General features: G+C 60.1%; 21 protein-coding genes. 8 read left to right on the top strand and 13 right to left on the bottom strand.

From position 1 onward, the window contains the following. Window positions 1-4: 4 nt before the first annotated feature. Window positions 5-739, bottom strand: coding sequence for a DUF899 domain-containing protein (locus tag QRN61_RS25700; RefSeq protein ID WP_183781720.1), 735 nt, complete (start codon window positions 737-739; stop codon window positions 5-7). A 176-nt stretch (window positions 740-915) separates the two neighbouring features. Here QRN61_RS25700 and QRN61_RS25705 point away from each other — a divergent pair, with 176 nt between their 5' ends. Continuing rightward, window positions 916-1,308, top strand: coding sequence for a transcriptional regulator (locus QRN61_RS25705; protein ID WP_096797478.1), 393 nt, complete (start codon window positions 916-918; stop codon window positions 1,306-1,308). A 113-nt stretch (window positions 1,309-1,421) separates the two neighbouring features. Here QRN61_RS25705 and QRN61_RS25710 read toward each other — a convergent pair whose 3' ends face one another. From QRN61_RS25710 to QRN61_RS25720, 3 genes are all read right to left on the bottom strand, one after another. After that, complete coding sequence (locus QRN61_RS25710; protein ID WP_285376099.1) at window positions 1,422-2,291, bottom strand: DUF6279 family lipoprotein; 870 nt, start codon at window positions 2,289-2,291, stop codon at window positions 1,422-1,424. 71 nt (window positions 2,292-2,362) lie between these two features. Next, complete coding sequence (locus QRN61_RS25715) at window positions 2,363-3,082, bottom strand: TorF family putative porin (RefSeq protein ID WP_027614565.1); 720 nt, start codon at window positions 3,080-3,082, stop codon at window positions 2,363-2,365. A gap of 206 nt (window positions 3,083-3,288) precedes the next feature. After that, window positions 3,289-3,477 carry a PFL_1563 family small protein gene (locus QRN61_RS25720; RefSeq protein WP_016985943.1) on the bottom strand — a complete coding sequence of 63 codons (189 nt, stop codon included), beginning with the start codon at window positions 3,475-3,477 and terminating at the stop codon, window positions 3,289-3,291. A 350-nt stretch (window positions 3,478-3,827) separates the two neighbouring features. On the opposite strand from QRN61_RS25720, the gene QRN61_RS25725 reads away from it, so the two are divergent. The 3 genes from QRN61_RS25725 to QRN61_RS25735 all read left to right on the top strand — a co-directional run bounded on the left by QRN61_RS25725 (window position 3,828) and on the right by QRN61_RS25735 (window position 6,288). Further along, window positions 3,828-4,664: a CvfB family protein gene (locus QRN61_RS25725; RefSeq protein ID WP_103369203.1), complete on the top strand. Its 837-nt coding sequence runs from the start codon at window positions 3,828-3,830 to the stop codon at window positions 4,662-4,664. 45 nt (window positions 4,665-4,709) lie between these two features. Then, the gene (locus QRN61_RS25730; protein ID WP_103369204.1) at window positions 4,710-5,114 is read left to right on the top strand and encodes a DUF2177 family protein; all 405 of its coding nucleotides are present in this window, start codon (window positions 4,710-4,712) and stop codon (window positions 5,112-5,114) included. Window positions 5,115-5,355: 241 nt separating this feature from the next. Further along, window positions 5,356-6,288, top strand: a complete 933-nt coding sequence (locus QRN61_RS25735) for a DMT family transporter (RefSeq protein ID WP_123586846.1) — start codon at window positions 5,356-5,358, stop codon at window positions 6,286-6,288. Here QRN61_RS25735 and QRN61_RS25740 read toward each other — a convergent pair. Next, entirely contained in the window at window positions 6,233-7,414 is a 1,182-nt protein-coding gene (locus QRN61_RS25740; RefSeq protein ID WP_285376103.1) for an MFS transporter, read from the bottom strand. The two genes, QRN61_RS25735 and QRN61_RS25740, sit on opposite strands and share 56 nt — an antisense overlap. Window positions 7,415-7,518: 104 nt before the next feature. On the opposite strand from QRN61_RS25740, the gene ptrR reads away from it, so the two are divergent. Both ptrR and QRN61_RS25750 read left to right on the top strand, forming a co-directional pair. Further along, entirely contained in the window at window positions 7,519-8,412 is an 894-nt protein-coding gene (gene ptrR, locus QRN61_RS25745) for a putrescine utilization regulator PtrR (RefSeq protein ID WP_097090493.1), read from the top strand. A 142-nt stretch (window positions 8,413-8,554) separates the two neighbouring features. Continuing rightward, entirely contained in the window at window positions 8,555-8,683 is a 129-nt protein-coding gene (locus QRN61_RS25750; protein WP_003184145.1) for a PA1414 family protein, read from the top strand. A gap of 86 nt (window positions 8,684-8,769) precedes the next feature. On the opposite strand, the gene QRN61_RS25755 is transcribed toward QRN61_RS25750, so the two are convergent. The 6 genes from QRN61_RS25755 to speB form a co-directional block, all read right to left on the bottom strand. Beyond that, the gene (locus tag QRN61_RS25755) at window positions 8,770-9,018 is read right to left on the bottom strand and encodes a phosphopantetheine-containing protein (RefSeq protein WP_097090492.1); all 249 of its coding nucleotides are present in this window, start codon (window positions 9,016-9,018) and stop codon (window positions 8,770-8,772) included. 42 nt (window positions 9,019-9,060) lie between these two features. Next, the gene (locus QRN61_RS25760) at window positions 9,061-9,786 is read right to left on the bottom strand and encodes an MBL fold metallo-hydrolase (protein WP_285376104.1); all 726 of its coding nucleotides are present in this window, start codon (window positions 9,784-9,786) and stop codon (window positions 9,061-9,063) included. Window positions 9,787-9,872: 86 nt separating this feature from the next. Further along, window positions 9,873-11,252, bottom strand: coding sequence for a sodium:solute symporter family protein (locus tag QRN61_RS25765; RefSeq protein ID WP_115987990.1), 1,380 nt, complete (start codon window positions 11,250-11,252; stop codon window positions 9,873-9,875). A gap of 162 nt (window positions 11,253-11,414) precedes the next feature. Next, a complete protein-coding gene (locus QRN61_RS25770; protein ID WP_285376108.1) occupies window positions 11,415-12,917 on the bottom strand; it encodes a purine-cytosine permease family protein in 1,503 nt (500 codons plus the stop codon). A gap of 56 nt (window positions 12,918-12,973) precedes the next feature. Continuing rightward, window positions 12,974-13,396 (bottom strand): YybH family protein, encoded by a 423-nt coding sequence (locus QRN61_RS25775; protein ID WP_027614575.1) that lies wholly within the window; start codon window positions 13,394-13,396, stop codon window positions 12,974-12,976. 10 nt (window positions 13,397-13,406) lie between these two features. Continuing rightward, window positions 13,407-14,357: an agmatinase gene (gene speB, locus QRN61_RS25780; protein ID WP_003222717.1), complete on the bottom strand. Its 951-nt coding sequence runs from the start codon at window positions 14,355-14,357 to the stop codon at window positions 13,407-13,409. A 358-nt stretch (window positions 14,358-14,715) separates the two neighbouring features. On the opposite strand from speB, the gene QRN61_RS25785 reads away from it, so the two are divergent. Next, window positions 14,716-15,609, top strand: a complete 894-nt coding sequence (locus tag QRN61_RS25785; protein WP_007956593.1) for a LysR family transcriptional regulator — start codon at window positions 14,716-14,718, stop codon at window positions 15,607-15,609. Between the two features lie 5 nt (window positions 15,610-15,614). Then, on the top strand, window positions 15,615-16,211 hold the full coding sequence (locus QRN61_RS25790) for a tRNA-uridine aminocarboxypropyltransferase (RefSeq protein ID WP_097090487.1): 597 nt from the start codon (window positions 15,615-15,617) through the stop codon (window positions 16,209-16,211). A 144-nt stretch (window positions 16,212-16,355) separates the two neighbouring features. Here QRN61_RS25790 and QRN61_RS25795 read toward each other — a convergent pair whose 3' ends face one another. Beyond that, complete coding sequence (locus QRN61_RS25795; RefSeq protein ID WP_285376112.1) at window positions 16,356-17,717, bottom strand: HlyD family type I secretion periplasmic adaptor subunit; 1,362 nt, start codon at window positions 17,715-17,717, stop codon at window positions 16,356-16,358. Between the two features lie 195 nt (window positions 17,718-17,912). Beyond that, on the bottom strand, window positions 17,913-20,075 hold the full coding sequence (locus QRN61_RS25800) for a type I secretion system permease/ATPase (RefSeq protein ID WP_285376115.1): 2,163 nt from the start codon (window positions 20,073-20,075) through the stop codon (window positions 17,913-17,915). Between the last annotated feature and the right edge of the window lie 65 nt (window positions 20,076-20,140).

Here is a 20,140-nt window from a genome sequence, read left to right on the forward strand (position 1 = left end):
CTGATTATCTCTGGTGGCAGCAACTCGAGGCTTTTTCATTTTCATACCGATCATGATGCCGCACCCACTCCATGATCTCGTCCTCATTCCTGCCCTTGGGCGTGAGGTCGAGGTAGTTGTAGGCGCCCACCAACATGTCCAGACCGCGGGCATAGGTTGAGTAGGTGTGGAAAATGTCGCCCTTTGCATCACGATAAAACACGCTCAGCCCCGGCATTTCTTCCTCGGCACTATCAGTCTTTTCGTAGTTGTACGTAGCCTTTCCTGCAGCAACATCTTCAGCGCGGGCGCAAACACCAAAGTCGTAGTTGAAATCGGAACCGTCTGACGACACCCAGTCGAATTTCCAGCCCATACGCCGCTTGAAGGCCTGGAACTGTTCAAACGGGGCGTGGGAGACCGCGACCATTGCGATGTCGTGGTGGGCCAGGTGCAGATTGGCGCCGTCGATGTGGTCGGACAGGAACGAGCAGCCCTGACAGCCTTCCTCCCAGTCCTTGGCGAACATGAAGTGGTAAACGATCAACTGGCTGTGCTTGCCGAACAGGTCGGCCAGCTTCAGTTCGCCGTTTGGGCCGTGAAATTGGTAGTCCTTGTCGACTTTGACCCAGGGCAACGCGCGGCGCTTGGCGCTGAGGCGGTCGCGTTCCTTGGTGAAGGCCTTTTCTTCGGCCAGATGTTGTTTGCGCGCAGCGAGCCATTCTTCGCGCGATACCACCGGATGATTCTCGACGTTCATGATGATTTCTCCTGCGGGGGTTGAAACCGTCTTTGTCAGACTAGTCGTTTAACCCTCGATCAATTCGACAGACCGCCGGTCGGTCGCCGCGGAAAATGGCGCTGAACGGCTGCGATGCGTCCGGGTCACAACCTATGACAGCGCCCCAAATCACGCGCACCGGAGGTTGAATCAGGATGACGACTTATAACTGGGATTTGATTGAACGCCTGCTGCATGAAGTGCAGAACAGTGCAGGCGAAAGTTTCGCGCCGCGAAAATATGCCGAGGACTATGCGGCGCAGAAAGCCAGTGCAGGCGAGCCGATCGAGAATCTGGATCACCTGAAAACGGTGGCTTGCGAATATGAAGGCTTGTTGCTCGATCGTGGATTTATCGAACCGCGCCCGGATCATATGGGCAGTACCGGCAGCAATTTCATTCTGACGCCACGCGGATCAAGCCTGCTGAGCCTGATCGACAGCAGCATTCCCGGCAATGATCATCCGCGGCAGGTGTTGGACGAGCAGGAAGATGCGCTGGATGAAGCGACGTTTGATGAGGTGGCTTCCAAAGCGCAGATTGCCTGACAGCCTTTGTGGGAGCGGGCTTGCTCGCGAATGCGGCGTGTCATTAACCATTTACGTGTCTGATACACCGCATTCGCGAGCAAGCCCGCTCCCACTTTGTTTTTTGCATAGCCTTAAGGTTTTTGTGCGGCCTTGAGGCATTTGAGGTCGTTGAAATCTTTACGCACCCCTTCGATTTTCTTGAGCAACCGCTGACGCTGCTGCGGCGTACTTTCGGCCATCAGATCCACCGCCAGCGAGCGCGCTTGCGCTTCGGTGTTGGCGTAAGCCTTCTGGTAATCCGATGTCCATAAACGCTCGCGGTTGACCAGAAGTGTCTCGATTCGTTGTGGGAATTCGGCACTTTTACGCTGGGCAACGGCGTGACTGAACTGCTGCTGCCAATGTGCGCGGTTGGCGATCCATTGAGTGTTCTGATCGCCCAGAGCGGTCGACCAAGCCATCACCCGTTGTTCCTGAGTGGCGCTCAACGGGCCAAGCCAATCGGTCAGACGCTTGTCCATGCGCGCGCCGCGCTCGGCGATCTGCTGCGCCAGTGGCGGTTTGACATATTCCTTTTCCCGTTTGCGCAGATCCTTGGCGAACGCGTCGTTCATCTCGGCGACTTGCTTGTCGTCCAGCCCTTGCAGCAGCTCGATGGCCGACGGTGTGATCTGCCGTGCAGTTTCGGCAATGGCTTTTTTCGCTTCCTCGGTTCGTGCTTGCAGCGCAGCGTCGGTCACCTGATTGCTTTCGACCATTGCCTGCAAGCGATCCAGCCAGTCGAGGTAGCCCGGCAATTGCGTGGTGCAGTGCCAGTTCAGGTGCTCCTTGAGGCGATCGTTGAACCAGTCTTTTTGCTCGCTGGTCATGTCCAGATAGTCGCCAAGCGTCCATGGAATGATCACGTCGAGATTGCGGTAGGCCAGGCCGACGCGGCTGCAGGCGCCGAGGGCGAGGGTGAAGATCAGCAGGGTGGCGAGGTGTTTGAACCAGCGAGACATGAGCGAATCCTTGCGAGAGCCTGACGTCTGATTCTCATGTGAACGCAGGAAGCTCCCGGCAGTTCAGCCGATCAATAGAATGCGCGCTCGGCCTTGAGCGTCACCAACCCGTCACACTGACTGTTGTGCCCCGAGTACGCCGAGCATTCGCTGCCGCTGAGGTTGGAATTGCTGTAGATCAGATCGAGATCGACGCCCATGAACGGTCGGGAAAACTTCACCGACCAATCGGTAAAACTGCTGACATAACCACCGTCCACCGACACCGGCGTGTTCAGTTGGTGGGTGGTGTATTTCATGCTGATCCCGATGCCGAACGGCTGATTGCCGCCGAGGTCGGCGAACAGCGTGTTGTTCTGTTTGTCCGGGTCGTTGCTCACGGCGACGCCGAAGCGGCTGCCGAGCAGGGTCAGGCCGCCGAACAGCTCCTGACTGTCGAGGGTGTCTACTTTGGGATAGCTGTAATGGATCATCCCGACTTCGTAGCCGAGGGTCTGATCGAAAGGTTGTTTAAAGCCGATGTAGGAGTCGATTTCGAGGTTCTTGCCCGGGGTCAGGCCCATGCTCGGTGCGTACTGGCCGACATACAAACCGCTGTCGTGGCTCAGATCGAGGCCGCCGTGAAACGAGCCGACGGCTGACGGCTTGACCAGTCCCTGAGCCATGCTGCGGCTGGGCGTGGTGCCGAGTTTGAGGTCGAAGTCGCCGAGCTCGCGCTGGAAAATTTGCGCGTGCGCCGATGAGCAGGCCATAAGGCCCACAAACAATAAACAGAAAGTTGATTTGAGCATGCGTCACTCCATGAACAGCGAGGGCAGGGCTTGGCCTGCTGAAACGCTTGATCCAGACGCGTGCAAGGATACCGGCGAATGCTCGGCAATGATGGCCGTTCGTCGATTTTCAAAAGATTTGGTTAAACAGAAGGAGGGTGTAACGCGGGTGCCAGTCCAGACGCTTCGAAGCTCAAAGCGTCTCAGGACGGGTGTATTACCGGGTGTTACTTCTTGCCCAGGCTGATCTGCTTGGACGGACCGAACGTCTGGCCGCTGACGCCTTTGGCAATTTGCTGGATTTCGCCGCCGGACTTGAGGAACGCTGCGATCTGATCGTTGATCGATTCGCTGGTTTCAACGGCTGGAGCTGGCTTTGCTTTGCTGGTGGATGCTTTTACACGCATGGCGGCCATTAACCTGTAGAAAAGTAACTCGGCCAGGCATCGTACAGGAATAACTTGACAATTGCTTGATAAATATCCCCGGGAATAACTGAGCGCGTGGGTGGATTATTCTCGATTAATTATCCGAAATATTCCCCTAAGCCACTGTTTTGAATAACAACATTTATTCTTCATTGGCGCAAATGTCCGCCGTGAAACGGCGCTGCAGGCTACGCGCTGGTCTGACGAATGGCGAGCCGTCCGCGCCAAACCCAGGGAAATCAAGGTGTCCGCAGATTTTCTACGGCAGGCTGCTTGCCCAGCGAACGAGACCGGCAAAACCGGGTAGAATGCCGCCCACGCAATGAGGGTTTTGGAAAATGGCTTTAGTCGGGCGTTACAACAGTTTGCAAGTGGTTAAACACACTAACTTCGGTTTATATCTGGACGGCGGTGCCGACGGCGAAATTCTTTTGCCCAACCGTTATATCCCTAAAGATATTCCCAGCGAAGATGAAGACTGGCTCAACGTTTTTATTTATCTGGACAGCGATGACAAACTTATCGCTACCACTGAAAAACCAAAAGTTCAGGTCGGCGAATTTGCCAGTCTGAAAGTTGTTGAAATCAACAGCATCGGCGTGTTCCTCGATTGGGGTCTGCCGAAGGATCTGTTGCTGCCGTATTCCGAAGAGAAGCGGCAGATGACCGCTGGTGAATATTGCGTGGTGCACGTCTACCTCGACAAACACACCCGCCGCATCACCGCCACCGCACGTCTGGATCGCTACCTCGACAAGACCCCGGCCAATTACAGTGCCGGGCAGGAAGTTGATCTGCTGGTGGCCGAAGCCACCGACATGGGCTTCAAGGCGATCATCAACAACAAGCACTGGGGCTTGATCCACAAGAATGAAATCTTCAAGTTCATGCGGTCCGGCATGCGAGAGAAGGGTTACATCAAGGAAGTGCGCGCCGACGGCAAGATCAGCCTCAGCCTGCAACCGGTGGGTCAGGAAGCGGCGAGCAGCCTGAGCTCGAAGATCCTCGCCAAGTTGCGTGAAAACAATGGCACGCTGGCCGTCAGCGACAAGAGCGATCCGGCGTTGATCAGCAGTCTGTTCGGTGTCAGCAAGGGCAACTTCAAGAAGGCCATCGGTTCGCTGTACAAGGAAGGCAAGATCGTCATTCATGCCGATCGCATTGAACTAACCTGAGCCTTGCGGGGCCCATGTTGCATGGGGTCACTTGAGGTCGGGTAAATGAAAAAGCCGTTGCTTGCTTATATCGCCACTCTGCTGGCGTTTCTGTTGCTCGACGGTATCTGGCTCGGCGTGCTGATGGCGCCAACCTACCGCGAACTGCTCGGTTCGCTGATGCTCGAAAAACCGCTGCTGGTTCCGGCAGCGGTTTTTTATTGCCTGTATGTTTTTGGCTGCGTGGTGTTTGTAGTCTTGCCGGCACAGAGCTGGCAACGTGCGGCAAAGATGGGCGCGCTGCTGGGGCTGGTGGCGTATGGCACGTATGACCTGACCAATTGGGCGACATTGCGCGGGTGGTCGGTGCAGGTGAGTTTGCTGGATTGGGCGTGGGGGACGTTTGCTACTGCTGTGGCGTGTACGGTCGGCTTTTTGGCGGCAAAGCGATTTGTGAAGTCAGCCCCGTAATCTTTGTTGTCTGGGGCGACGCCTTCGCGAGCAAGCCCGCTCCCACAGGGGGAATGCGATCATCCTGTGGGAGCGGGCTTGCTGGCGAATGGCGGCGCAGCCGACAACCATTCGCCGCTGCCGCAACAGACAAACAAAATGTCTTTTCCAGACGGTTTTTTCTGTCCGACTGATTGATAATCCCGACACAGATTTCTGACCATTGGATGGCTGCCATGTTGTGTGTGTTCGAGGTGTTGCGGTGAGTGTCGAGCGGCGCAATGCCGATGGGTTTGCCTTGCAGGTGATGATCGGCCTCTGCCTGATCTGGGGCGTGCAGCAAGTGATGATCAAGTGGGCCGCGCCCGACATCGCGCCGGTGATGCAGGCGGCCGGGCGTTCGGGGATTTCCGCGTTGCTGGTGGGTTTGCTGCTGTGCTGGAAGGGCGGTTGGGATCAGGTGGGCAACACCTGGCGTGGAGGGCTGCTGGCCGGTGCGCTGTTCGGTCTGGAGTTCTTCTTCATCGCCGAAGGTCTGCAACTGACCACCGCCGCGCACATGTCGGTGTTCCTCTACACCGCACCGATTTTCACCGCACTCGGCGTGCATTTCCTGCTGGCGAGTGAACGCCTGCGACCTTTGCAATGGCTGGGGATTCTGCTCGCGTTCGTCGGTATCGCCATTGCCTTCGCCGGCGGCGTGTCGTGGGACAACCTCGACCGGCGCATGCTGCTGGGCGATGCGTTCGGGGTCATTGCCGGTGCCTGCTGGGGCGCGACCACTGTGGTGGTGCGCGCTTCGCGGCTATCGGAAGCGCCGGTGACGTTGACTCTGTTCTATCAACTGATCGTCGGCTTCGTCGGCCTGCTGTTGATCGCGCTGTTCAGCGGCCAGATCAGCCACGTCAGCCTGACCACCGTGGCGGTGGCCAGCGTACTGTTCCAGGGCCTGGTGGTGTCGTTCTTCAGTTACCTGACCTGGTTCTGGCTGCTGCGCCGCTATCTGGCGGCTAACCTTGCGGTGTTTTCGTTCATGACGCCGTTGTTCGGCGTCACGTTCGGCGTGGTGCTGCTTGGTGAAGAGTTGAGCGTGAACTTCGTCATTGGCGCGGTGCTGGTGTTGCTTGGCATCACCTTTGTCAGCGCTGAGCAGTGGGTGCGTCGGCGTTTGCGCAAAGCCCTCGGCCAGCACTGACCGATTGCAGCGCAAGCCCGCCGGCAATCAGCAGACCGCTGCCGGCAATGATCAGTGCCGGTTGCAGACCACCGCTGAAATGGCTGCTCAGCGCCGCCAGCAACGGCCCGCTGAGCTGGCCGACGGCGAAGCATGCGGTCAGCAGTCCGGCGTTGCGCTGAGTTGTGTGCGGCGCCAGTTCTCGCGAGCGTTGCATCACCAGTTGCATGCAAGCGAGGAACGGCATGCCACACAACACCACCCCCAGCGCCAGACCATAAGCGCTGCCCAATAGACAGGCGAAGACCCCGAGCGCCTGCAACCACAGGGTGGCGGTCAGCCAGTGCCGTGTGGTGTTCGGATCGTGACGACGCAGGCTCACCAATAGCACGCCAATCGCTGCGCCGAGACCGAAACACGGCCAGAACAGATCGGCCTGCCATTGCCCGTGAAATTGCGCGTTGGCCATTTGCGAGAGAAACGTGGCCGGAATGATGTAACCCACGCCATACAGCGCATACACCGCCGCCAGTCGCGGGATACCGCGATTCGAATGGTTGACGTTGAGGGTGGCTACCGGTGTGTGCAGGCCCGGTTGCGGCAGGATCCGCACGATCCCCAGCAACATCACCAGCGCCACGGCGGCATAGATCAGCCACAAGGTGGCAGAGGTCTGATTCAGCAGATGTGAGAACAGTGCCAGCAACCCGGTCAGAAAAATTCCCAGTCCGGGACCGGCAAATACCAGTGCCCCCAGCCGTGGCCGGCCTGCCGCCGCTGCCAGTGGTTGACTCAGCGCCGTAATCATCACCAGCACCCAGGCACTCGCCACCCCGGTGCCGAAGCGCAGCAGCAAATGCGCCCAGAAACCGTTGGCCCAGAACGACGCCAGGGTCAGCAGCACACACAGCCACAAACCGCCATGCAACCGGCGCTGCACTTGCTGCGGACGGTGGGCGAACATCGCGTCCACTGCACCCAGCAGATAGCCGAGGTAGTTGGCCGCAGCAATCAGACCGGCGGCCGTCAGGTCGACCTGGCCTTCGCTGAGCAAGTGCGGCAATTGCGGGGTGAGGGCGAAACGCCCGATGCCCATGGCCATCATCAGGGCGACGAAACAGGCGGATAAGCGAATCAGTGGCGACATGGTTGGGATTCCTTTGAAGGAGCAATGACCGTCAGGCTAGAAGCGATTGACTTTCTTTAAAATTGAATAATAGTGAGAAACTTGTTCTGTTATGGAGAAAGGTTGTGGAGTTCAGCCAATTGCGGATCTTTCAGGCAGTCGCCGAGGAAGGTTCGATCACCCGCGCAGCAGAACGCCTGCACCGAGTGCCGTCCAACCTGTCGACCCGACTCAAGCAACTGGAAGAGCAATTGGGCGTCGAACTTTTCGTTCGTGAGCGTCAGCGTTTGCAGTTGTCGCCTGCGGGAAAAGTCCTGCTGGACTACACCGGCAAGCTGTTCGCCTTGCGCGATCAGGCCAGTGCGGCGGTGATGGGCGGGCAGCCGGCCGGGGATTTTGTCCTCGGCACGCTGTACAGCACTGCGGCGATCCATTTGCCGGCGTTGCTGGCGCGCTATCACAAGCAATACCCGGCGGTGAATCTGCAAGTGCAGTCTGGGCCCAGCGGCGAGTTGCTCGAAGGTCTGGTCTCCGGGCGTCTTGATGCGGCGTTGGTGGACGGCCCGCCACAACTGGCGGGGATCGACGGCGTGCCGCTGTGCGACGAGCGTCTTGTGCTGATCAGCGAAGCCGACCATCCGCCGATCCGCAGCGCCAAGGAGGTCGAGGGCAGGGCGGTATTCACCTTTCGTCATGGTTGCGCCTACCGCGCGCGGCTGGAGGCGTGGTTCGTTCACTATCAGGCGGCGATGGGCCGGGCGATGGAGATCGAGTCCTATCAGGGCATGCTCGCCTGCGTGATTGCCGGCAGCGGTGTGGCATTGATGTCGGAGTCGATGCTCGCCAGTCTGCCGGGGCGCGAGAGCGTTGCAGTGCACCCGTTGGCCGAACCGTTTGCCAGTGCGACAACATGGCTCATGTGGCGCAAGGGCATGGTCGGGGCCAACCTCAATGCCTGGATTGAACAGCAGCAAGCGCTCTATCCCGTGGCATCGAGTGAATCCCGGCAGACGGCGTGAACCAACCAATCGTAATTCTGTTCAATTCAGTAACAGATCATTGCGGATTTGACCGAGCATTGCGTAGGACTTCGGACTATTATCAGTGCGAAGCGGCCTCAGAATTCCGGCCGCTCAGCACTACCCTGAAGGGGGCATGACGATGAAAGAGAAAATTCAGAACTGGCTGCACGATTTGGGTGTTGCCCTCGGCTTGATCGAACCGCCTCTGCAACCCGTACCGATCCGCACCGATGACGAACAGCGCCGGCGTCAGCCTCGCCGGCGGTAGTGCCTGATTAACGATCAAAAGATCGCAGCCTTCGGCAGCTCCTACAGAAAAGTGTAGGAGCTGCCGAAGGCTGCGATCTTTTGCTTTCAGTGTCGCCCGATCTCCAGCAAAAACCGGCTCAAGTCCTTCGCAGTCTTCGCGGTCTTGAGCATGTGATCCTCTTCGGCAGTAAACGCCGTCAGTCCGAACTCATCTTCCAGATGAAAGATCAGATCCTCGATATCCGCCTTCTCCAGCCCTAACTGCACCAGACTGGTGTCGTCGTTGAATTCGCGGGAGTCCAGCAGGCGCTGAATGTATCGGTGCACCGCAGCACGCACGGCAGCTCTTCTCATGGCAGAGGTATTCGTGGTTGTTTCGACTGATTACAGCAGGCCTCAAGCGTGCCCGCGCAGCCATTCGTCAATCATCGAACGTAAATGCCCGCCGGAAAAACTGCCGAAATGCCCGCCATGCACGGTGCGGATCGGCAGCGCCTGCAAACGCCGCAGACTGGCCGCGTAATCCTGCAGATTGGAGTGGTAGGCGTCCTCGATCAACGGCCCGTCGTAAATGATGTCGCCGCTGAACAACGTTTCGGTCGCCGCTTCATACAGGCTGATCCCGCCCGGTGAATGCCCCGGCGTGTGCAGCACCTGCAAGGTGCGATTGCCCAGATCCAGCACATCGCCATCCTCAACAAAACCGGTGGCCGGCGCGGCCTTCACCCGGTATTCGGCGTAGCACAGCGGGCAGTCCGGGTGCGCGTCGAACATGTCTTCGCCGACGAAGGCCCGGCTCAGGTCATTCTCGCCGTCCGGCGCGGCGAGGATGTCGGCCTCGGCAGGATGCACCAGGCGCTCGGCGAATTCGTGATGCCCGGCGATGTGGTCGAAGTGGCAGTGGCTGGCGACGGCCACCAGCGGTCGCTCGGTAATCCACGGCAACTGCTCGCGCAGGCTGACCAGCCCCGAGCCGCTGTCGAGCAACAAGTCTTTGTCGCGCCCCTGCACGTGCCACAAATTGCAGCGGTAGAACGGGCGGATATACGGCTCATGGATCAACCGAATGCCATCGCTCAAGTGCTGAACTTCGAACCACTGATCGCGCGAAACGATCTTCATATTCACTTTTCTCCAGACGTAAAAAAACGGGTGTGGCAACCGACGCCACACCCGTCGAAGAAAGCATCAAGTCGTTACATCAAAGCTTAGATCGCACTCGCCACCGTCGCCGGGCGAGGGGAGACCAGGCTGACCACCACAAAGCTGATCAGACCCACAGCCAGGCTGTAGTAGATCGGCGTGTTCGCATCCAGACCATCCTTGAACATGAACAGCAGCGCGGTAGCAAAGCCCAGGCCCATGCTGGCGATGGCGCCGGCGGTGGTCGCACGTTTCCAGAAGATCGCACCGATCAGCGGAATCAGCATGCCGCCCACCAGCAGGTTGTAGGCCAGGGTCAGGGCGCTGATCACGTCATTCACCACCAGCGCGATGCCCAGTACCACAACACCAGTCAGCAAGGTGAACAGACGGTTGATCGCCAGACTCGACTGTTTGCCGCCGCGCAGTTTCGGCAGCAGGTCTTCGGTCAGCGTGGTGGCAGCGGCGAGCAGGCCGGCGCTGGCGGTGGACATCATCGCCGCCAGTGCAGCAGCGATCACCAGACCACGAATGCCGTCCGGCAGCGACAGTTTGACGATGGCGGCGAAGGCGTTGTTGACGTTGTCCAGATCCGGAATCAGTACGTGCGCGGCCATGCCGATCAGCGCGCAGGCCAGGCCGTAGAGGATGCAGTAGATACCGGCGATGCTGCCGGCGTACTGGGCGACTTTGGCGGTCTTGACGGTGAACACCCGTTGCCAGATGTCCTGACCGATCAGGATGCCGAAGAAGTAGATCATGAAGTAGGTGATGATCGTGTCCCAACCGATGGTGGTGAAGTTGAACGCCGCTGCCGGCAGCTTCAGCACCAGTTCGTCCCAGCCGCCGACGCGGTACAGGCAGATCGGCAACAGGATGAACATCAGGCCCACGGTCTTGATGATGAACTGGACGATGTCGGTCAGGGTCAGCGACCACATGCCGCCGATCGCCGAGTAGATCACCACCACGCCACCGCCGAGCAGTACCGAGATCCAGAATGGCAGGCCGAACAGCACTTGCAGCACGGTGCCGATCGCCAGGATCGAGGTCACGCCGATCATCAGCGCGTAGGCCAGCATGATCGCCGCGCTTGCCGAGCGGGCCATCGGGTTATAGCGTTTTTCCAGGACCTGGGTAACGGTGTAGATCTTCAGTTTCAGCAGCGGTTTGGCGAGAAACAGGTTCAGCGCGACGATGCCGCAACCCAGCGCCGCACACAGCCAGAAACCGGAGATGCCATGCACGTAACCCAGGCGCACGGTGCCGACGGTGGACGCGCCACCCAGTACGGTCGCGGCCATGGTGCCCATGTACAGGCTTGGGCCCAGGTTACGCCCGGCGACCAGAAAGTCCTCGTTGGTCTTGGCCTTGCGCATGCCGTAGTAGCCGAGCAACAGCATGCCGGCGGCGTAGATGAGGACGACGAATAAATCCAAAGCCATGATGGCGTGTCTCCGATTGTCTTTTTTATGGTGAAACAAATTTGGTTCGGGGTGCTGCTCACTGTGGGAGCGAGCCTGCTCGCGAAGGCGTCGGCACATTCAACAAAGAAGTGACTGACAGATTGCTTTCGCGAGCAGGCTCGCTCCCACAGGGGATTTGCGTCAGGCGGCCTGACGCAGTTGAGGTTTTACTGCGGCTTCACGCCGGGCATCCTTGGGCCCGAACACCTCCCGCGGTTCCGGGAACAGGCTCAGCAGCGTCAGATACACCACCGACGCCAGGCCCAGGGTCACCGGCAGGCTGATGTCGATACCACCGGCCAGCTCACCCAGCGGGCCGACGAATTGTCCCGGCAGGTTGACGAAGCACAGGCCGACCGCCGCGCTCGGGATCCATGCGCCCAGACCACGCCAGTTCCAGCCGTGATTGAACCAGTAGCGTCCGCCTTGCTCGCCACGAGTGAACACTTGCAGGTCATCCGGGCAGTAGAAGCCGCGACGCACCAGCAGGCCGATGATCATGATCACCATCCACGGGGTGGTGCAGGTAATGATCAGCACGGCGAAGGTCGACACGCTTTGCACCAGATTCGCCGCGAAGCGCCCGATGAAGATGAAGGCAATCGACAGCACGCCGATCAGCAGCGTGGCTTTCACGCGTGACAGCACCCGTGGAAACACGCTGGACATGTCCAGCCCGGTGCCATACAGCGAGGTGGTGCCGGTGGACATGCCGCCGATCACCGCAATCAGGCACACCGGCAGGAAGAACCAGCTCGGCGATACCGCCAGCAGGCCGCCCACATAGTTGTTCGCCGCGATGTAGTCCGGCGCCTTGATCGCGACGATGGTCGCGGTGCTCAGGCCGAACAGGAACGGGATGAACGTGGCGATCTGCGACAGCACCACAGCGGCCATGATCCGCTGCTTGGAGGTGTCACGCGGGATGTAGCGCGACCAGTCGCCGAGGAACGCACCGAAGGAAATCGGGTTGCTCATCGCGACCAGCGCCGCGCCGATGAACGCCGCCCAGAAGCCCGGTTGACCGAGGTTCACCGTGCCGGCGTAGTTGACGTCGAAAGGACCGGCGAAGGCGAAGATGCCCAGCAGGAACAACAGGCTGGCGCTCCACACCGCGATCTTGTTCACCCACAGCAGAAAGCGGAAGCCGTAGATGCACACGGTCAGCACCAGAATCGCGAACAGGCCGTAGGCCAGGCCCAGGGTCAGGTCGGTTTCCGGCAGACCGATCAGGCGTTTCGCGCCGCCGATCAACGCATCCCCCGAACTCCACACCGAGAGCGAGAAAAACGCGATGGCGGTCAACAGCGACAGGAACGAACCGACGATCCGCCCGTGCACGCCGAAGTGCGCCCCGGAGGACACGGCATTGTTGGTGCCGTTGAGCGGGCCGAACAGGCCCATCGGGGCGAGGATCAGCGAACCGAGCAGCACGCCCGACACAATCGCCCAGACACCGGCCTGAAACGACAGACCGAACAGCACCGGGAAACTGCCGAGCACGGCGGTGGCAAAGGTATTGGAACCCCCGAAGATCATCCGGAACAAGTCCGTCGGGCCTGCGGTGCGTTCGTGGTCCGGGATCTTTTCGACCCCGTGGGTTTCAATTTGCGTAAGGCTTTGGTCGTTGTTGTTGTTATTCATGATCTGCTCCGATCATAAAGGCGCGCCTCATCGTGTGTGAGGCGTCACCTGTTTGGCTAAGGGGATGGCAGCCCTTCCGGCATTGCGGACAAATGTTCGTGGCAGGCCAGCCAATGGCCTTGTTGTTCTAGGCTCGACGCTTGTTTCTTGAAAACAATCGTCTCGCGCTCCTGGCTGAAATGTTGCTCCCCTTGCATGCGCAGCTCGGTGGCCACGTCATGGATAAACACCGCCACGTCACCTTGCAGGCTGACGAAGGCGTTGCTCGAAGTGCACGACAGCACTTCAAAGCCATCCTCGGCACGCCAGCTGTCCCACAAGGCCTGATAGGCATCGCGCGACAGCAGCGGCTGTTCGAGGGTGTAAAACACGAAACTTGCATCGGCGCTGAACGCGCCGAAATAAGCCTCGCGATCGTTACGAGCGAAGGCGGATACCAGATCGGCAGCCGCTTTCAACACCTGATCACGTTCGTTCATGGCCGAACCCTCAGCGGTGAACCACGCCAGGCAGTACGCAGAGCATTTCGTACAGCAGGTTGGCGGCCAGCAGCGAGGTGTTGCCGGTGGTGTCGTAAGCCGGCGAGACTTCTACCAGATCGCAGCCGATCAGGTCGAGGCCCTGGCAGCCGCGTACGATTTCAATCGCCTGAATGGTCGTCAGACCACCGATTTCCGGGGTGCCGGTGCCGGGCGCCCAGGCCGGGTCGATACCGTCGATGTCGAAGCTCAGGTACACCGGGCCGCCGCCGACTTTCTCGCGCACTTCGGCCATCAGCGGCGCCAGCGATTTGTGCCAGCATTCTTCGGCCTGCACCACGCGGAAACCCTGATCGCGGCTCCAGTTGAAGTCGTCAGCGGTGTAGCCCTGTGCGCGCAGACCAATCTGCACCACGCGGTCGCAGTCCAGAAGACCTTCTTCGACGGCGCGACGGAAGGTCGTGCCGTGGGCGATCTTCTCGCCGAACATGTGATCGTTGACGTCAGCGTGGGCATCGATGTGCACCAGACCGACCTTGCCGTGCTTCTTGTGAATCGCCCGCAGGATCGGCAGGGTGATGGTGTGGTCGCCACCCAGGGTCATCGGGATCACGTTGTGCTCGAGGATGTTGTCGTAGGCTTCTTCGATGATGCGCACGGCGTCGAGCAGGTTGAAGGTGTTGATCGCCACGTCACCGATGTCGGCAACCGACAGCGAGTCGAACGGCGCAGCGCCGGTGGCCATGTTGTACGGGCGGATCATCACCGATTCGGTGCGGATGTCGCGCGGCCCGAAGCGGGTGCCGGGGCGCAGCGAAGTACCGATGTCCAGTGGCACGCCAACGAAGGCAGCGTCCAGGCCGGCAGCGGTCGGTACATGGGGGAGTCGGAGCATGGTGGCGATGCCGCCGAAGCGCGGCATTTCGTTGCCGCCCAGTGGTTGGTGAAGAATCTTGTCCACGGGTAGGGCCTCATCGTCTTTGTTTTATTTATGTCGGCGCACCGTTGAGCACAGGTTCGGACGCCGCTGTGGGGCCGATTCTGCGAAATGTAGTGCGGGGGAAGAATCGCTACGGGCAAAAACTTAGTTCAGATTTTTCTAAACTAATGGTGAGGCGCGGGATAGACTTCCCGAACCCGTACTGATACCCCTGTGGCGAGGGGATTTATCCCCGATCGGCTGCGCAGCAGTCGTAAACTCGTTGCTCGCGACTTCCCGGATGGATCGATTTGCAGGCTTGGGGCGGCTTCGCCACCCATCGGGGATAAATCCCCTCACCACAAAGTCATCAGCGTTCGACAGATGTTTGGAGAGCCGCATGGCCAACGCTTTACCCGACCTGAAACTATTGCGCATCTTCGTCAGCGTGGTCCGCCATCAGGGCTTTGCCAATGCGCAGCAGGAACTCAACCTGTCGACCTCGGCGATCAGCACTTACATGAGCCAGCTTGAAGCGGCGCTCGGTCTGGTGCTGTGCCATCGCGGGCGCGGTGGGTTCAGCCTGACCAGCAAGGGTGAGCTGTTCCATCAGGAAACCCTGCGCCTGCTCGCCGAACTCGAAGGTTTCGAGCAATACGCCGCGGCGCTCAAGGGCGAACTGCGCGGCACGCTCAACCTCGGGGTGATCGACTCCACTGTCAGCGATAAGGCCTTGCCGTTCGCCGAAGCCATCGGTGCCTACAGTCAGGAACACCCGGCGGTGCATTTGCATCTGTCGGTGATGAGCCCGTACGAATTGCAGCTCGGCGTGCAGGACAATCGACTCGATCTTGCCATCGGTGCGTTTTCCACGCGCATGAGCGGTCTGGTGTACATGCCACTGTACCGCGAGCAGCACTGGCTGTATTGCAGCAGCCGGCATCCGCTGTTCAACGAACGGCGGATCCCCGAGCAGGTCATCACCCAGCAACGCATGGTCGGCCGTGGTTACTGGAGCCAGGCAGAGCTGGCACGGCACGGTTTCAAGCACAGCGCGGCGACCGTGGAAAGTATGGAGGCGCAGCTGATTCTGGTGCTGTCCGGCGCCTACATCGGTTACTTGCCAGAACATTACGCCCAGGCCTGGGCCGACAAGGGCGACCTGCGCGTGTTGCTGCCGGCGACCTTCGGTTATCAGGCGCCGTTTTCGATGATCATGCGCCGTGGCCGCAGCCGCGAGCCGCTGATCCAGACCTTCCGTGATTTGCTCAAAGCACAGCTCAATCAGGCATAAGAACCATGTCCAGACCCCAATGCCCGCGCTGCCTGCGCCCACAAAGCCACTGCCTGTGCTCGCTGATTCCGCGCCTCGACAGCCGCACCCGCGTTCTGCTGTTGCAGCATCCGAGCGAGGTCAATCACGCGCTCAACACCGCGCGACTGGCAGCGCTGGGTTTGACCAATGCCGAGTTGATTGTCGGTGAAGTGTTCGAGGATTTACCGGCGCTGTTGAGTCAGCCGGGGTATCAGGCGCGGTTGCTGTTTCCCGCTGACGATGCGCAGCCGATGCAGGCTTACCGCGAATCCGATCAACCGTTGTTGCTGGTGGTGCCGGACGGCACCTGGCGCAAGGCGCGCAAGATGCTCCACCTCAATCCGCTATTGGCTGCGTTGCCACGGGTGACGCTGGCGCAGTGCGGGGTGTCGCGCTACCGGTTGCGCAAGGCACCGGGGCCGGGGGCGTTGTCGACCATCGAGGCGATTGTGCAGGCGCTGGAAACTCTGGAAGCGCCGACGACGTTTGCGCCGTTGCTCAAGCCGTTCGAGGCGTTGATCGAGGGGCAGATTGCGGCGATGGGGGAGGAGGTCTACCAGCGAAATCATGGAGAAAAATAGTTGTTGTCTGGCCTGGCCCCATCGCTGGCAAGCCAGCTCCCACAGTGTCCGTGTCGAACACAAAATCTGTGAACACCTCAGAACCTGTGGGAGCTGGCTTGCCAGCGATGAGGCCAGCCAATTCACCACAAAATCCAGACATTTCTACCGCTCCCGCATCGCCTCGGTCCGGGCTTTGAGCACTGGTTTGAGCAGGTAATCCAGCACACTTTTCTCCCCGGTAATAATGTCCACCGTCGCCACCATCCCCGGGATGATCAGCAGCGGTTTCACGTCCCCGCCCAAATGGTTTTTATCGGTGCGCACCTGAATCAGGTAGAAGCTGTTGCCCTTGTCATCGGTGATGGTGTCGGCGCCGATCAGTTCCAGTTTTGCGCTCAGCCCGCCGTAGATCGTGTAGTCATAGGCACTGAACTTGACCATGGCTTTCTGGCCCGGATGGAGGAACGCGACGTCTTGCGGACGCACCTTGGCTTCGATCAGCAGGTTGTCTTCCAGCGGCACGATTTCCACCATGTCGCTGCCCGGCTGCACCACGCCGCCGATGGTGTTGATCTTGAGTTGCTTGATCACCCCGTGCACTGGCGAAGTCACGGTGGTGCGGCTGACGCGGTCGTCGATGGCGATGCTCGACGCGGTGATTTTCGACAGGTCGGTGCGCTTCTGATTGAGGTCCTTGGCGGCGTCGGAACGGAAAGTCTGTTCCGATTCGTCGATCTTGCTCTTGATCTCGTTGATTGCCGATTCCGCCCTTGGGATGGCCAGGGTCGTTGCGTTCAGTGAGCCGCGAATTTCCACCGCGCTGCGTTTCAGTCGCAGGATCTCCACCGGCGACACCGCACCGGTGCCGACCAGTGGCGCCGACATGTTCATCTCTTGCTGCAGCAGCGCCAGGCTGGAACTGTACTGGCCTTGCTTGGAGCGGAATTCCGCCAGCTCCTGAGTCTTCTGCCGCAGCTGTTCGGTGAGGGTGCGTTGTTCGCTGGCCAGACGCCGTTGGCGCTGGTCGTAGAGTGCCCGTTCGTCTTCGGCGACCTGTGGCGCTTTGGCGATCACCTCGTCAGACAGTTTGAACGGACGGCCCTCGGCTTCGGCGGAAAGGCGTTCGACTTGCGCGGTCAGGGCGTAACGATCGGCCTCGCTCTCACCCTTGTTCGACAGGAAGCGTGTGTCATCCAGGCGCAGCAACTTGTCGCCCTTGTTCACCATCTGTCCTTCACGGACAAAAATCTCGGTGACGATCCCGCCCTCCAGGTTCTGGATCACCTGGACCTTGCTTGACGGAATCGCCTTGCCTTCGCCCATGGTCACTTCTTCCAGCACGGCGAACTTGGCCCAGACCAGCGCACTGATCAGCAGCGCCGCTGCGAGCCACACGGTGATCCGCGACCAGCGCGGCGAATCCTGCAACGAAGCGCCGGCGGTTTCCGGCATGAACTCGGCCTCGGCGCTTTTGCCGAAACTGTCGAAGTAGCCGCGTGATTTGCTATCTGAAGATGCAGACATGGGGCGATACCCCTCAGTTAGGAAACATCAAACCGCACAACCCATGCGTCGCCCGGAACACTTACTTGTGGTGAGGGGATTTATCCCCGATAGGGTGCGAAGCGCCCTCAGAGTCTTTGGGGCTGCTGCGCAGCCCATCGGGGATAAATCCCCTCGCCACAGGTTTTGTGAGAGCCATGAGTTATGTGCACGCATCTAAACCGCCGCCGAGCCGACGCGGCCCTTGCGCAGTGCATCGATGACCGCTTCTTTCGGACCGTCGGCGACGACCCGGCCGTTGTCCAGTACCAGCAGCCGATCCACCAGGCTCAGCATCGAGGTGCGGTGGGTGACCAGCAGCAATGTCTTGCCTTGCACCCAGCCGTGGAGCTTCTGGCGCAGCAGGTCTTCGCTGCTGTTGTCCATGGCGCTGGTGGGTTCATCGAGCAGCATGATCGGTGGGTCGAGTAACAATGCTCTGGCGAGTAAAACTGCCTGGCGCTGGCCGCCGGAAAGTAGCTGGCCGCGTTCGCCTACCGGCCGGTCGAAGCCTTGCGGATGCTGCCGCGCCAGCTCGGTGACGCCGGTCAGTTCAGCGACTTCGAGCATGCGTGAATCGCTGATGTAGCGGGCGCCGAGGGTCAGGTTGTCGCGCAGGCTGCCGGCCAATAGCGGCAGGTCATGGGCGACGTAACCGATCTGCTGGCGCAGGTCGGCGACATCCAGTTGCCGCAGGTCGAGACCGTCGAGCAGCAACTGGCCTTCCTCGGGTTCATAGAAGCCCATCACCAGCCGCGCCAGGGTGCTTTTGCCCGAGCCGCTGCGGCCGATGATGCCGATTCGCTCGCCGGGTTTCATGCTGAAGCTGACGTTGCTCAGCGCCGGCGCATTCTGGCCGTTGTAGTGAAAGGTCACGCCGCTGACGTCCAGCGCGCCTTGCAGCTGTGTGCGTTCCAGCGGCCGCTGCTTGCCGTCGCGCTCCTGTGGCAGGCCCATCAGCGCGTCGGTGCTTTTCATGGTCAGTTGCGCTTGCTGGTAGCGGGTGATCAGCCCGGCGATCTGCCCCAGCGGCGCGAGCACCCGGCTGCCGAGCATGTAGCTGGCCACCAGCGCACCGACGCTGAGGTTGCCGGCGATGATGCTGTAGACCCCGGCGACGATCGTCGCCATCCCGGAAAACTGCTGGATGAACAGCGTGCCGTTGGTCGCCAGCGCCGAGAGGTTGCGTGCGTGGCTGTCGAGGCGGGTGAGGGCGCCGTGGGTGCTTTCCCATTTGTGCTGGCGCTCGCTTTCGGCGCTGCAGGCCTTGAGGGTTTCCAGGCCGCCGAGGGTTTCGATCAGCAGCGCCTGCCGTTCGGCACCCAGGCTGAGGCTTTTCTGCACGGTGTCACGCAGGCGCACCTGAATCGCCAGAGCAAATATGATCGTGATTGGAAACGCCAGCAGCGGAATCACCACCAGCCAGCCACCGAGCAGACCGATCACCACCAGCATCAACACCACGAACGGCAGGTCGATCAGGCTGGTCAGGGTCACGGCGGTGAGGAATTCGCGCAGGCCCTGAAAGTCATGAATGCTCTGGGCGAAACCGCCGATGGTTGCCGGCCGTGCCTTCATCGCCATACCGGTGATGCGTTCAAATAAAGTCGCGGAAAGGATCACATCGGTTTTCTTCCCGGCGGTATCCAGCAGGTGCGCGCGCACCACCCGCAGCACCAGTTCGAAACCGGTGCCGATCAGCAGGCCGATCGCCAACACCCACAGGGTCGACGTGGCCTGATTCGGCACCACGCGGTCGTAGGTCTGCATGACGAACAGCGGCACCATCAGGCCTAAAAGGTTGATCAGAAAGCTGGCGAGGATCGCATCGCTGTACAGCCATTTCGACAGATTGAGAGTGTCGCGAAACCAGGCATGCACTCGCGGCACCAGCGGTGAACGCAAGTCTTCAAGTTCGTGGCGCGGCCGGGCGAACAAGGCCTGGCCGCTGTAGTGTTCGGCGAGTTCTTCGCGCTCGACCCATTGCTCGCCGCCATCGGCTTCGCTGGGCAGGATCAGCGCCTTGCCGTCGTCGGCGAAACGCCGCAGGACGGCGGTGCGCCCATCCTTGAGCAGCAACAGAATCGGCAGATTCAGCGCGGAAATATCCTTCAGTTCGCGGCGCAACAAGCGCGCCTGCAAACCGGCCCGGGCCGCCGCACGGGGCAGCAGATCCAGGCTCAGACGTTGCTTGTTCAGGGGCAGCCCGGCACTCAGGCTTGCACGACTGACCGTCGCGCCGTGGAGTTTGCAGAGGATCAGCAGACCGTCGAGTAACGGGTCATCGAAGCTCAGCCGCGGATCAATCCCGGAGTGTCCGCCTTCGGCCATGCTGGTCATATTGATCGCCCCTGTAATGACTGGTCCAACCTGTGGCGAGGGGATTTATCCCCGATGGCTGCGCA

The organism is Pseudomonas sp. lyk4-TYG-107 (genome assembly GCF_030209055.1).
GTDB classification, from domain to species: domain Bacteria; phylum Pseudomonadota; class Gammaproteobacteria; order Pseudomonadales; family Pseudomonadaceae; genus Aquipseudomonas; species Aquipseudomonas putida_A.

Coding starts and splice junctions, on each gene's coding strand:
- QRN61_RS25700 (WP_183781720.1), bottom strand. CDS start 739: ATGAACGTCGAGAATCATCCGGTGGTATCGCGCGAAGAATGGCTCGCT.
- QRN61_RS25705 (WP_096797478.1), top strand. CDS start 916: ATGACGACTTATAACTGGGATTTGATTGAACGCCTGCTGCATGAAGTG.
- QRN61_RS25710 (WP_285376099.1), bottom strand. CDS start 2,291: ATGTCTCGCTGGTTCAAACACCTCGCCACCCTGCTGATCTTCACCCTC.
- QRN61_RS25715 (WP_027614565.1), bottom strand. CDS start 3,082: ATGCTCAAATCAACTTTCTGTTTATTGTTTGTGGGCCTTATGGCCTGC.
- QRN61_RS25720 (WP_016985943.1), bottom strand. CDS start 3,477: ATGGCCGCCATGCGTGTAAAAGCATCCACCAGCAAAGCAAAGCCAGCT.
- QRN61_RS25725 (WP_103369203.1), top strand. CDS start 3,828: ATGGCTTTAGTCGGGCGTTACAACAGTTTGCAAGTGGTTAAACACACT.
- QRN61_RS25730 (WP_103369204.1), top strand. CDS start 4,710: ATGAAAAAGCCGTTGCTTGCTTATATCGCCACTCTGCTGGCGTTTCTG.
- QRN61_RS25740 (WP_285376103.1), bottom strand. CDS start 7,414: ATGTCGCCACTGATTCGCTTATCCGCCTGTTTCGTCGCCCTGATGATG.
- QRN61_RS25750 (WP_003184145.1), top strand. CDS start 8,555: ATGAAAGAGAAAATTCAGAACTGGCTGCACGATTTGGGTGTTGCCCTC.
- QRN61_RS25755 (WP_097090492.1), bottom strand. CDS start 9,018: ATGAGAAGAGCTGCCGTGCGTGCTGCGGTGCACCGATACATTCAGCGC.
- QRN61_RS25760 (WP_285376104.1), bottom strand. CDS start 9,786: ATGAAGATCGTTTCGCGCGATCAGTGGTTCGAAGTTCAGCACTTGAGC.
- QRN61_RS25765 (WP_115987990.1), bottom strand. CDS start 11,252: ATGGCTTTGGATTTATTCGTCGTCCTCATCTACGCCGCCGGCATGCTG.
- QRN61_RS25770 (WP_285376108.1), bottom strand. CDS start 12,917: ATGAATAACAACAACAACGACCAAAGCCTTACGCAAATTGAAACCCAC.
- QRN61_RS25775 (WP_027614575.1), bottom strand. CDS start 13,396: ATGAACGAACGTGATCAGGTGTTGAAAGCGGCTGCCGATCTGGTATCC.
- QRN61_RS25785 (WP_007956593.1), top strand. CDS start 14,716: ATGGCCAACGCTTTACCCGACCTGAAACTATTGCGCATCTTCGTCAGC.
- QRN61_RS25790 (WP_097090487.1), top strand. CDS start 15,615: ATGTCCAGACCCCAATGCCCGCGCTGCCTGCGCCCACAAAGCCACTGC.
- QRN61_RS25795 (WP_285376112.1), bottom strand. CDS start 17,717: ATGTCTGCATCTTCAGATAGCAAATCACGCGGCTACTTCGACAGTTTC.
- QRN61_RS25800 (WP_285376115.1), bottom strand. CDS start 20,075: ATGACCAGCATGGCCGAAGGCGGACACTCCGGGATTGATCCGCGGCTG.